This window comes from Capnocytophaga canis (assembly GCF_043187445.1).
In the GTDB taxonomy this organism is placed as follows: domain Bacteria; phylum Bacteroidota; class Bacteroidia; order Flavobacteriales; family Flavobacteriaceae; genus Capnocytophaga; species Capnocytophaga canis.
Window position 1 is genome coordinate 2,120,097 of sequence record NZ_CP171121.1, and the last position, 13,361, is coordinate 2,133,457.

Sequence of the window (13,361 nt, forward strand, 5' to 3'; positions counted from 1 at the left end):
CAGCAGTACAAAAATTATTTTTCGACTAAAATACTCACAGCATTTCCTCCAAAACCAACAGCGTTAATGAGTATTTTTTCTATTTTTTCAGGTTTCTTTTGTTTTTCAACATAAGGAACGCTATAAACTTCCTGTTTTTGGAGCATACATATTGCCATTTCAAGACTCAAAGCACCACTTGCACCAAATGTATGTCCTATTTTCCATTTATTATTAGTCATAAAAGGAACAGATTCTTTGAAAACTTCTCGGATAGCTGTGATTTCTGCTAAATCTCCTTTAATAGTACCTGGAGTGTGGGTGATAATAACGTCTATATCACAAACGTCTGTATTTCGTAAAGCCATCATCATAGATTTTTGTAAGCATTCGCCATTGGCCGAAAGAGATACATTGTGAGTTAATTTCTCAGAAGCAAATCCGAATCCTGTTATTCCTGCTAATCGATTGTCTTTCAATCCATTTTCTAAGCAAAAAACAGAAGCTCCCTCGCCTAAAACCATTGTATTTTGTTTTTTGTGTACGTCCATTGCTCGACAAGGGAAATGATCCGTGAGACTGCTGTAAATTTTTAAAGCTTTGGCTTGAGCTATAGTAAAGGGAGTTAACGGAGCTTCGCTTCCACCGACTAAAAATCGCTGTTCCATACCACTTTGAAGCCATGCAATACCATTAACGACAGCGTGTAAAGATGTTGAACAGGTGATGGAATGAGACATTTCAAAACCTATACTCCCTAAATCTTGACCAACCCACGAAGCAATATTTCCTAACGTAGTAGTTGGAGAAGCTAAAGTTTCACATGCTTTATTTTCAATGAAATAGGAGTGATGTTTTTCAAAAAGAGTTGTCGCTCCGCGAGAAGAACCGATGTTTACACCAAAATTACCATCACACCAATTAGCCTGTTTGACTGCTTGTCGGGCTGATATAATTGCAAATAAAACTGTATCGTCCAAGTTGGTATATGCCGGTGATGATAGTCGTAAGTTGTTTACAGCAGTCAGACCGCTTTCAGAGAGTTTTCCCATAGGAACCTCACCATAAGGCTTTAATAAAGATATTGGATTTTGATATGACAGGCAGACTTCTGTAAAAGAATTTCCTAAAGCAGAAATCGATCCCATTCCTACGATTGATATGTTCACAGTTTAAAAGTTTTATATGCAAAAGTAAGGAATTTTTATTATTTAGGATTTGAAAAGTGTTTTTTTAAAAAAAATATGTTTTTATCTTGCTGATAATCATTGGATTATTATTGTTGTTTATTTTTTATAAGATTTAAACAAAAGAATAATAGTATCTTAATTTTGTAGTCTTGTTTTCTTTTGTTATCTTTGTGCCATTAATCCTCATAAGTAGAGTAAAGTTGATACTATTTTCTTTTGTTTGTTGTAAATTTGCTTTCTTATTCATTTAATTGCTTAAATAAACAATTTGATTTTGTAAAAACACTCTACTACGAGGATTGGTAAAAAAAATAGACCTTTTGATGCCCCACATCAAAAGGTCTTATGAAACTAATTATTAATCATAAAATGTAGATTTATGAATGAGAAAAAACAATTAGTTTGTTTTCGTAAGTTTAAACACTGGCGAAGCAAAAAGATAGTTTATCTATCTAAGCCGTTCTGCTTTTTGTGTAAAAAGCACAAAAAGTAAATTCTGATAACCAAGATTACTTACCTTATAATTAGGTAACTAGTCTTGGTTTTTTCTTTAAAAAAGCCCCGCAGATAGGCGAGGCGCTAGATGTTTTCACAACGGAATAATCCTTATTGTAAATTGCTTTCTGCCACAAAGGTAGAAAAAATAATTGAATATCAAAAATATTTAACTTTTTATTTGTATTTTTATACCCATTAATTTTTAAACTATTAATTATGAAACATATACTCGGTCTTGATTTGGGGACAAATTCCATTGGTTGGGCAGTTGTAAAAGAAGCTGAAAATAATTCAGAAAAATCGGAAATTGTGGATGTTGGTGTTCGGGTTAATCCGCTAACAACCGATGAAAAAACAAATTTCGAGAAGGGGAAGCCCATTTCTACCAATGCCGACAGAACCTTGAAACGAAGTGCCAGACGCAACCTGCAACGCTATAAGCTCCGTAGAAAGGAACTCATCGAACTTTTGAAAGAACATCAATTGATTTCTGATGATACAATTTTGACAGAAAACGGTAAAGGAACCACCTTCCAAACATTAGAATTACGAGCAAAATCGGCTAAAGAAAAAATATCTTTGGAAGAATTGGCTCGTATTTTTTTAACAATTAATAAAAAAAGAGGTTATAAAAGCAGTCGCAAGGCAAAAAACGAAGACGAAGGGCAACTGATTGACGGAATGGAAATTGCCAAAAGACTTTATGAAGAAAACCTTACTACGGGACAATTATCTCTACAACTTTTAAAAGAAGGTAAAAAATCATTGCCTGACTATTATCGTTCTGATTTACAGTTTGAATTGGATAAAGTTTGGAACTTTCAAAAGCAGTTTCATTCGGATATTTTGACCGATGAATTTTACGCTCAACTTAAAGGTAAAGGACAAAGGGCAACCAGTGCTTTGTTTTTGGCAAAATACCAAATCTATACCGCTGAAAATAAAGGAAGTAGAGAAGATAAAAAATTACAAGCCTATCAATGGCGAGTAGATGCTCTCTCAAAGGAATTGACAAGGGAAGAATTGGCTTTTGTCATTACCGAAATCAATAATAATTTAAATAATTCCAGTGGTTATTTGGGGGCAATTTCAGACCGAAGCAAGGAACTTTACTTCAATAATGAAACCGTAGGCGAGTATCTTTGGAAACAAATTGCAGCAAATCCGCATACTTCGTTGAAAAATCAGGTGTTTTATCGCCAAGATTATTTAGATGAATTTGAACAAATTTGGAATACCCAAGCTCAATTTTATCCACAGATTTTGACCGACGAACTAAAAAAAGAACTTCGAGATGTAGTAATTTTCTACCAAAGAAAACTGAAATCGCAAAAATCATTGGTGAGTTTCTGTGAATTTGAAAATAAGGAAATAGAGATTAAAAAAGAAGATGGAACGAGTACCAAAAAAGTAATCGGTCTTAAAGTAGCTCCAAAATCATCGCCTCTGTTTCAAGAGTTTAAAATTTGGCAGAATTTAAACAATGTCTTGATTCGTAAAAAAGAAAGTAAAACGAAAAAAGTAGCTAAAAATCAACAAGCAGTTCTTTTTGAAGAAGAGAAAACAATTTCCGAATTGGATTTGGAGGCAAAACAAGTATTATTTAATGAGTTAAATCTCAAAGGAAATCTCAAAGCGGATTATTGTTTGGAAATTTTAGGGTATTCTCCCAAAGAATGGGAGATGAATTATCCTGAATTAGAGGGTAGTAGAACAAATAAAGCATTATACGAAGCATATTTGAAAATTACTGATTTAGAGGGATATGATGCAAAAAATCACCTCAAAGTAAAATTGAATAAAGATGAGGTGGAGCTTGATGATTTGAAAGTTCCTGCATCGGAAATCAAGGATATGGTTCAAGCGATTTTTAAAGAGGCAGGTATCAACACGGATATTCTGCATTTCAATGCTGAATTAGACGGTAAAGATTTTGAAAATCAAGCAAGTTATCAGCTTTGGCATTTGCTGTATTCTTATGAAGGCGATGATTCTAAAAGTGGTAATGAATTGCTTTATAAATTGTTAGAAACAAAATTCGGTTTTAAAAAAGAGTATGCTCAAATTTTAGCGAATGTTTCTCTGTCAGATGATTATGGTAATCTTTCTACCAAAGCGATGCGGAAAATTTATCCATATATTAAGGAAAATAAATTCAGTACTGCCTGTGAATTAGCAGGTTACCGCCATTCTAAACATTCATTGACCAAAGAAGAAAATGAAAAGCGTGTGCTGAAAGATAGTTTGGAAGTGTTGAAAAAGAATAGTTTGCGTCAGCCGGTAGTAGAAAAGATTCTAAATCAGATGATTAATTTAGTAAACAGTCTGATAGAAAAGTATAGCGAAAAAGATGCAAATGGAAAGATTGTCAAATACTTCAAATTTGACGAAATCCGTATAGAATTGGCTCGTGAACTGAAAAAAAATGCGGAAGAAAGAGCCAATATGACGGCAAACATCAATAAAGCGAAAACCGAACACGAAAAAATCATTAAAATTTTGAAGAATGAGTTTGGTTTACCAAATCCAACAAGAAATGATATTATCCGTTATCGTCTGTACGAAGAATTAAAAGCGAATGGATATAAGGATTTATATACTAATATAAAAATTCCACAAGAAAAATTATTTACTAAAGAAATTGATATTGAGCATATTATACCAAAATCAAGAGTATTTGATGATAGTTTTTCAAACAAAACGCTTTCTTTCAGAAAAACCAATTTAGATAAAGGGGAACGGACGGCATTTGATTATATGGAAAGTAAATTTGGAGCGGATAAATTGGAAGAATATGTGGCTCGTGTGGAAGATTTATACAAAAACAACATTATTTCCAAAGCGAAGTACCAAAAATTATTGAAAAAAGAAAGTGCAATCGGAGATGGTTTTGTGGAAAGAGATTTGCGTGAAACACAATACATTGCTAAAAAAGCCAAAGAAATACTTTTGCAAATTACTCCAAATGTGCTTTCTACATCGGGAGGTATTACAGATAGATTGAGGGAAGATTGGGATTTGGTCAATGTGATGAAAGAACTCAACTTGCCGAAATACAGAGCCTTGGGGCTTACCAAAATGGAAGATCGTAAGTATGGTCAGCAAGTGGAAGTTATCATTGATTGGACAAAACGAAATGACCATCGCCATCACGCAATGGATGCTCTTACGGTGGCTTTTACCAAACACAATCATATTCAATATCTTAATTATCTGAATGCTCGTAAAAATGAAAAACATAAGGAGCATAGCAATATTATGGGTATTCAGCAATTGGAAACCATAAAAGTAACCGATAAAAATGGTAATGAAAAAAGAGTTTTTAAAGCACCAATGCCCAATTTCCGTCAGGTAACCAAAGCCTTTTTGGAAAATATTTTAATTTCTCATAAGGCTAAAAATAAGGTAGTTACCAAAAACAAGAATAAAGTTGCGGGAAGTAACAAAGTTCAGGAAGTTTTAACTCCTCGTGGACAATTGCATAAAGAAACAGTTTATGGAAAATACCAGTATTATGTACAAAAAGAGGAAAAAATCGGAGGTAAATTTGATTTGGAGACTATAGAAAAAGTAGCCAATCCACTGTATCAATCCTTGTTGAAAAAGAGATTAGAAGAAAATGGCGGCGATCCGAAAAAGGCTTTTACAGGTAAAAATTCATTGGCGAAAAATCCTATTTATTTAGATGATACCCAAGCAGAACAACTGCCTGAAAAAGTGAAATTGGTATGGTTAGAAAATAGTTTTTCCATCCGAAAAGACATTACTCCTGAAAACTTTAAAGATGAAAAGTTAATCGACAAAATATTAGACGAAGGGGTAAAAAGAATTTTGAAAGAACGACTACAATCTTTTGGAAACGATGCTAAAAAAGCCTTTTCAGATTTAGACAAAAATCCGATATGGCTCAATAAAGAAAAGGGAATTGCGATAAAGCGTGTAACCATAAGCGGTGTAGCAAATGCCGAGCCTTTGCATACGAAAAAAGACCATTTAGGAAAAGAAATTTTGGATAAAGAAGGTAAGCCTATTCCTGTGGACTTTATCAGTACAGGGAACAATCATCATGTAGCGGTTTACTCTGATGATAAAGGGAATTTACAAGAAAAAGTAGTATCAGTTTTTGAAGCTGTCGTAAGAGCCAATCAAGGATTACCTATTATAGACAAAACATACAATCAGCATTTGGGTTGGGAATTTTTGTTCACAATGAAACAGAATGAAATGTTTGTTTTTCCGAATGAATCAACAGGATTTAATCCTAATGATATTGATTTATTAGACCCTAAAAACAAGAGAATAATAAGCCCTAATTTGTTTAGGGTGCAGAAATTTTCGAAATTACAATATGGTAATAGCTTTGTGCGAGAGTTTGTTTTCAGACATCATTTAGAAACAACAGTAGAAGACAGAAAAGAATTGCAAGGCATTACTTACAAACAGATGAAAAATTCGACTTTTTTTAATGATATTATAAAAGTCCGCATCAATCATTTAGGGGACATTGTTAGTATAGGAGAATATTAATTTAAAACGATGAAATTATGCTCTACCGCTCCATTTACATTGGCAATCCAGCATATTTGAAGTTGAAAGACCAACAGATGAAAATCGTTTGTCCTGAAACCAAAGCAGAGAAAGGGAGCGTTCCGGTAGAAGATTTGGGTTTGTTGATGCTCGACCACTTTCAGATTACCATTTCCCATCAGCTCATACAGTGGCTGATGGGAAACAATGTGGTGATTATCAGTTGCGATGCTCATCATCTCCCACACGGACAAATGCTACCGCTGCACGGAAATGCGATTCATTCCCAACGCATAAAAGACCAGATAGAAGCCAGCGAACCGCTCAAAAAACAGCTGTGGAAACAAACTATAGAATGCAAAATAGCCAATCAAGCCGCTGTTTTGGAACGACTTGGAACTTACGCCAGTCCGATGTATGAGTATCTCAACCAAGTGAAATCGGGCGATACCAGTAATATGGAAGGCATCGCTGCACAGCACTATTGGAAATACCTCATTCACCCCGATTTTTTACGCGAACGCTACGGCGATTCGCCCAATCAGTTTTTCAATTTTGGTTATTCCGTATTGAGAAGTATCGTGGCAAGAGCCATTGTAGAAACAGGCTTACTGCCCGTTTTGGGGATTTTTCACAAAAACAAATACAATGCCTACTGTTTGGCAGATGACCTAATGGAACCTTACCGTCCTTTTGTGGATTTATTGGTCATCCGATGGTTGGAAAAGAATCCTGAAGCCGAAGAACTGACCAAAGAAGCGAAAGCTTATTTTTTGCAAATCGCTACCAAAGATGTGAAAATAGACGAACAGGTGCGTCCGCTATTGGTTGCGGTAAAATCTACCGTTTCCTCTCTGTACAAATGCTATACGGGCGAAAAAAGACAAATTTCTTATCCTAAAATGTTATGAATTCCGAACGATTTAACGCTTATAGAATTATGTGGGTAATGGTTTTATACGATTTGCCAACCGAGACCAAGGCAATGCAAAAAGCAGCCAATCTCTTCCGAAAACGCTTGGAAGATGATGGATTTTCTTTATTTCAGTTTTCTATCTATTTGAGGCACTGTCCGAGTAGAGAAAATGCAGAAGTGCATAAAAAACGAGTAAAAATGATGCTTCCCAAATACGGGAAAGTAGCCGTAATGACGATTACAGATAAGCAGTTTGGTGATATGGAAATATTTCATTCTAAAGTACGCGAAGATCCGCCACCTACTTACCAGCAGCTCGAGTTATTTTAGAAATAGAATGAAAAAAATGGATTTACTCAGCCCGATTTATTCTTTTTTTGCTCAATTTTTTATTTCTAAAAACAAAAATAATCCTCTGACAGACAGAGGATTATTTTTTGAGGTTGTAACTAATCACAAAGTTACGGAAAATTGAAAGCAATTTGCAACAGAAGAAAATAAAGTTTCTCAAAAGCAAAAGTTGTAACTAATCACAAAGTTACGGAAAATTGAAAGCAATTTGCAACTGAGGCATTGGGGGTTTCAGCGTAATTTTTGTTGTAACTAATCACAAAGTTACGGAAAATTGAAAGCAATTTGCAACTTAGGAGTTTGCGAGGTGGCTCCATTGTCGGTTGTAACTAATCACAAAGTTACGGAAAATTGAAAGCAATTTGCAACAGAAGGAAGATATTATTAAAAAGAGATATTGTTGTAACTAATCACAAAGTTACGGAAAATTGAAAGCAATTTGCAACCACTCAGCATAGGTCTTGCCGTTGCAACATGTTGTAACTAATCACAAAGTTACGGAAAATTGAAAGCAATTTGCAACAGATGATGTAGTAAATACTATGTCATATAAGTTGTAACTAATCACAAAGTTACGGAAAATTGAAAGCAATTTGCAACTTCATCGAAACTTAAAACTGCATCGTTAGAGTTGTAACTAATCACAAAGTTACGGAAAATTGAAAGCAATTTGCAACGGTCGACATGATTATGGTGAAAATAATCATGTTGTAACTAATCACAAAGTTACGGAAAATTGAAAGCAATTTGCAACTAAGGAGCAAAATGTATCTGACTTCGATTGGTTGTAACTAATCACAAAGTTACGGAAAATTGAAAGCAATTTGCAACGGAACAAATAAAAAAAGAAAACGAAAAAAAGTTGTAACTAATCACAAAGTTACGGAAAATTGAAAGCAATTTGCAACTAAAAATTAAAACACTGCATATAGCAATTAGTTGTAACTAATCACAAAGTTACGGAAAATTGAAAGCAATTTGCAACAAACGTTTCTCTGTGATTACTAATTTCTTTGTTGTAACTAATCACAAAGTTACGGAAAATTGAAAGCAATTTGCAACGTGAAAAACGGAATGATGTTGTTGGAGGTGGTTGTAACTAATCACAAAGTTACGGAAAATTGAAAGCAATTTGCAACGCTACCTGCCAACGCCCACACCATTGAAAGTTGTAACTAATCACAAAGTTACGGAAAATTGAAAGCAATTTGCAACAAAATATTTAAAATGGAAACAAAATCATTTGTTGTAACTAATCACAAAGTTACGGAAAATTGAAAGCAATTTGCAACGACTAGTTAAACCACCCATAGAAAACTTATGTTGTAACTAATCACAAAGTTACGGAAAATTGAAAGCAATTTGCAACACTTCTGAATGAGTCCAAAACACTTTATTCGTTGTAACTAATCACAAAGTTACGGAAAATTGAAAGCAATTTGCAACATTTTAATTATAACGCCATCCATGTCGGAAGTTGTAACTAATCACAAAGTTACGGAAAATTGAAAGCAATTTGCAACTATAAGTTTGTAAATTAATTGTTCTCTTGCGTTGTAACTAATCACAAAGTTACGGAAAATTGAAAGCAATTTGCAACTATTCGACAAAAGTATAAACAATAGTTTATGTTGTAACTAATCACAAAGTTACGGAAAATTGAAAGCAATTTGCAACAGGGAAAAAAAACAAATGACACAAAATAGTGTTGTAACTAATCACAAAGTTACGGAAAATTGAAAGCAATTTGCAACAAACTCGCAATACGTTGCTGTACTTGTTCGGTTGTAACTAATCACAAAGTTACGGAAAATTGAAAGCAATTTGCAACAGGGAAAAAAAACAAATGACACAAAATAGTGTTGTAACTAATCACAAAGTTACGGAAAATTGAAAGCAATTTGCAACAAACTCGCAATACGTTGCTGTACTTGTTCGGTTGTAACTAATCACAAAGTTACGGAAAATTGAAAGCAAAGGAGTATCCCATAATCTGTGTAAGTTGAAAAGTTATTCTGAAATTTTTTGAGCCCTTAAAAGCTCAAAAAAAATTTCGGAAATAACTTTTTAACTATTTTTGACCCATAATTTAAACAGATATGATTAACAAGGAAGAATTGCTCAACAGCAAAGAATTTTACAAGTCATTTAAGACTGCTGAGGACTTGACAGGTTTCTTTAAAGAGCTCCACAAAAAAGCGGTGGAACATATGCTCAATGCCGAACTCGAGGTTCACTTGGACAACGAAAAACACGACAAAACTAAAGATGGAAATTATCGTAACGGACACACTTCCAAGAAGATAAAAACTTCCTTTGGCGAAGAACAAATCCAAGTTCCTAGGGATAGAGACGGTAGTTTTAACCCAATGTTAGTCCCTAAACGCAAGAACGTTATCGATGGTTTGGAAAACATCATCGTATCGTTCTATGCCAAAGGAATGAGCGTGAGCGACATCGAAGAACAAATCCAAGAAATGTACGGCTTTGAAGTATCAACTTCCACAATATCAAGGATTACCAATGCGGTTACCAATGAAATGGTCGCTTGGCAGAACCGCCCGTTGGACGAGCTGTATCTGATTGTTTGGATGGACGGCATCGTTTTTAAAGTTCGTGAGAACTCAAAAGTTGTCAACAAAACCATTTACCTTGCTGTGGGCTTGAATCGAGAGGGAAAAAAGGAAGTTTTAGGAATGTGGCTCGGAAAGAATGAAAGTTCCGCCTTTTGGATGAGCGTTCTCACTGATTTAAAGGCTCGTGGAGTGGAAGATATTCTCATTACTGCCACCGATAATTTAAACGGATTTACGCAAACCATTCGCACGGTTTTTCCCCAATCACAAACGCAAATATGTGTGGTTCATCAGATTAGGAATGCTTGTAAGTATGTGGTTTACAAAGACAGAAAAGAATTTACAGCCGATATGAAACACATTTATACTGCCCCTAACAAGGAAGCTGCCAAGGTTGCTTTGGAGGATTTTGCCCAAAAATGGGAGTCAAAATACGGCTATGCTATCAAATCTTGGTATGACAATTGGGACGAATTGACCGTATTTTTCGATTTTCCGTTAGAGATAAGAAAAATTATTTACACAACCAATCTTATTGAGAATCTGAATGGTAAGATTCGGAAATACACCAAAAACAAGCTGTCTTTCCCAACAGACGAAGCTGTGCAAAAGTCCGTTTTCTTGGCTTTGAGAGAAGCTACCAAAAAGTGGAGTATGCCTATCCAAAATTGGGGGATTGTCTTAAACCAATTTATGCTTATATTTGCACAAAGACTCAAACTATAAAAACTTAACCCCAACTTTTTAACTTACACACTTAGAGGGATAGTGTCGAAAGCAATTTGCAACCAGTATGTTAACGCTCTTCAAAACCACATTGTTGTAACTAATCACAAAGTTACGGAAAATTGAAAGCAATTTGCAACCAGGTATTTATCAATCAGTTGAAGATTTAGGTTGTAACTAATCACAAAGTTACGGAAAATTGAAAGCAATTTGCAACTTAAAGCCTTTGTAGGTTCCATCCGTAATTGTTGTAACTAATCACAAAGTTACGGAAAATTGAAAGCAATTTGCAACAAAGTATCTCAAGCAACAGCCTATCGGGATGTTGTAACTAATCACAAAGTTACGGAAAATTGAAAGCAATTTGCAACTAAAAGTAGCAAGCTCAATAACATCTTTTTGTTGTAACTAATCACAAAGTTACGGAAAATTGAAAGCAATTTGCAACATCAACCATCGGCATATATACAACACTGCGGTTGTAACTAATCACAAAGTTACGGAAAATTGAAAGCAATTTGCAACTAAACCATCAACAGGTCTATTCTTTTCAACGTTGTAACTAATCACAAAGTTACGGAAAATTGAAAGCAATTTGCAACCCGTTGCTTGTGCCATCGGGCGATGTCTTTGTTGTAACTAATCACAAAGTTACGGAAAATTGAAAGCAATTTGCAACTTACTATCTGTTATTAACACTCTATTTCTTGTTGTAACTAATCACAAAGTTACGGAAAATTGAAAGCAATTTGCAACATAATGTTATTTTAATCGGTTCTCCAGGTTGTTGTAACTAATCACAAAGTTACGGAAAATTGAAAGCAATTTGCAACACACTGCAAATGTATGAAACATTTTTGTTTGTTGTAACTAATCACAAAGTTACGGAAAATTGAAAGCAATTTGCAACCCCCGAACTGTCAATCAATTGCGGATATTTGTTGTAACTAATCACAAAGTTACGGAAAATTGAAAGCAATTTGCAACTCACAAGCTCTTTTAGACAAATACGACACGGTTGTAACTAATCACAAAGTTACGGAAAATTGAAAGCAATTTGCAACGGATACGTTTTCTTCCAACCTTGGGGCATAGTTGTAACTAATCACAAAGTTACGGAAAATTGAAAGCAATTTGCAACGGATACGTTTTCTTCCAACCTTGGGGCATAGTTGTAACTAATCACAAAGTTACGGAAAATTGAAAGCAATTTGCAACAAAGCGTTTAGACAATGGAAAAACAGATATGTTGTAACTAATCACAAAGTTACGGAAAATTGAAAGCAATTTGCAACATCGAATTGGAGCGAAAGAAAGAAACGGTAGTTGTAACTAATCACAAAGTTACGGAAAATTGAAAGCAATTTGCAACCAATGTACAAATTGTAACTATCTTCATCGTGTTGTAACTAATCACAAAGTTACGGAAAATTGAAAGCAATTTGCAACCGTTTTCTTTTTTTAAGTCTTGTACATTTTGTTGTAACTAATCACAAAGTTACGGAAAATTGAAAGCAATTTGCAACCGCTGAGCCTTTAACAATTCTTTTTGGGCTGTTGTAACTAATCGCAAAGTTACGGAAAATTGAAAGCAATTTGCAACGACAACGTAATTGTACCCGATTTCTTTAAAGTTGTAACTAATCACAAAGTTACGGAAAATTGAAAGCAATTTGCAACATCTATGTTATACTGCTTAATTTTTTTCTGGTTGTAACTAATCACAAAGTTACGGAAAATTGAAAGCAATTTGCAACCGCTGTACAAAACGGCGGTCGGCTTTGTTGAGTTGTAACTAATCATAAAGTTACGGAAAATTGAAAGCAATTTGCAACCGCAAGTCCCACCATGATGATTTCTGCATTGTTGTAACTAATCACAAAGTTACGGAAAATTGAAAGCAATTTGCAACCGAATGCCTGTGCCGTATTTGGAAAAAAACGTTGTAACTAATCACAAAGTTACGGAAAATTGAAAGCAATTTGCAACACGCAGAAAATGCAACACGGCTACTGCTGTGTTGTAACTAATCACAAAGTTACGGAAAATTGAAAGCAATTTGCAACTAGGCAGTAAGCTATACGCCTAATGCCAATGTTGTAACTAATCACAAAGTTACGGAAAATTGAAAGCAATTTGCAACGAAAGAGAAAGTTTAATAGAGATGTGTGATGTTGTAACTAATCACAAAGTTACGGAAAATTGAAAGCAATTTACAACAAATACAAACAGAAAAAACGAAATAGAAGAGTTGTAACCAATCACAAAGTTACGGAAAATTGAAAGCAATTTACAACCACATCGCTATCTACGGCAATTTTCTCGGGGTTGTAACTAATCACAAAGTTACGGAAAATTGAAAGCAATTTACAACGGGCGGTGTAGCTCAACGTAGCGTTAGGCAGTTGTAACTAATCACAAAGTTACGGAAAATTGAAAGCAATTTACAACTCATTACAACTAATCGCATCGTACGAGGCTGTTGTAACTAATCACAAAGTTACGGAAAATTGAAAGCAATTTACAACTGAGCGAAAGCGAGGAAGTGGTGGGGAGAGGTTGTAACTAATCACAAAGTTACGGAAAATTGAAAGCAAT

General features: G+C 34.6%; 5 protein-coding genes and 2 CRISPR repeat arrays (1 of these 7 only partly in view). Of the genes, 4 read left to right on the top strand and 1 reads right to left on the bottom strand.

Annotated elements, in window-relative coordinates; translation table 11 throughout:
- Window positions 1–14 precede the first annotated feature (14 nt).
- Window positions 15–1,148: a beta-ketoacyl synthase N-terminal-like domain-containing protein gene (locus tag ACF3OB_RS09115; RefSeq protein ID WP_392447504.1), complete on the bottom strand. Its 1,134-nt coding sequence runs from the start codon at window positions 1,146–1,148 to the stop codon at window positions 15–17.
- A 735-nt stretch (window positions 1,149–1,883) separates the two neighbouring features.
- Here ACF3OB_RS09115 and cas9 point away from each other — a divergent pair.
- From cas9 to ACF3OB_RS09135, 4 genes are all read left to right on the top strand, one after another.
- The gene (gene cas9 / locus ACF3OB_RS09120) at window positions 1,884–6,194 is read left to right on the top strand and encodes a type II CRISPR RNA-guided endonuclease Cas9 (protein WP_392447505.1); all 4,311 of its coding nucleotides are present in this window, start codon (window positions 1,884–1,886) and stop codon (window positions 6,192–6,194) included.
- A gap of 17 nt (window positions 6,195–6,211) precedes the next feature.
- Window positions 6,212–7,105, top strand: coding sequence for a type II CRISPR-associated endonuclease Cas1 (gene cas1, locus ACF3OB_RS09125; RefSeq protein ID WP_392447507.1), 894 nt, complete (start codon window positions 6,212–6,214; stop codon window positions 7,103–7,105).
- The gene (cas2, locus tag ACF3OB_RS09130) at window positions 7,102–7,440 is read left to right on the top strand and encodes a CRISPR-associated endonuclease Cas2 (protein ID WP_002663340.1); all 339 of its coding nucleotides are present in this window, start codon (window positions 7,102–7,104) and stop codon (window positions 7,438–7,440) included. The genes cas1 and cas2 overlap by 4 nt, the downstream gene beginning before the upstream one ends.
- Before the next feature lie 112 nt (window positions 7,441–7,552).
- Window positions 7,553–9,446: a CRISPR direct-repeat array (repeat unit 47 nt; unit sequence GTTGTAACTAATCACAAAGTTACGGAAAATTGAAAGCAATTTGCAAC).
- Between the two features lie 114 nt (window positions 9,447–9,560).
- Entirely contained in the window at window positions 9,561–10,763 is a 1,203-nt protein-coding gene (locus ACF3OB_RS09135; protein WP_095893403.1) for an IS256 family transposase, read from the top strand.
- Window positions 10,764–10,856: 93 nt separating this feature from the next.
- Window positions 10,857–13,361: direct repeats of the CRISPR family, unit length 47 nt; unit sequence GTTGTAACTAATCACAAAGTTACGGAAAATTGAAAGCAATTTGCAAC; it runs 83 nt beyond the window's last position.

What these genes read in the sequence shown, in the direction of transcription:
- ACF3OB_RS09135 (WP_095893403.1), top strand. Translation starts at nt 9,561, where the DNA reads ATGATTAACAAGGAAGAATTGCTCAACAGCAAAGAATTTTACAAGTCA.
- cas1 (WP_392447507.1), top strand. Translation starts at nt 6,212, where the DNA reads ATGCTCTACCGCTCCATTTACATTGGCAATCCAGCATATTTGAAGTTG.
- cas9 (WP_392447505.1), top strand. Translation starts at nt 1,884, where the DNA reads ATGAAACATATACTCGGTCTTGATTTGGGGACAAATTCCATTGGTTGG.
- cas2 (WP_002663340.1), top strand. Translation starts at nt 7,102, where the DNA reads ATGAATTCCGAACGATTTAACGCTTATAGAATTATGTGGGTAATGGTT.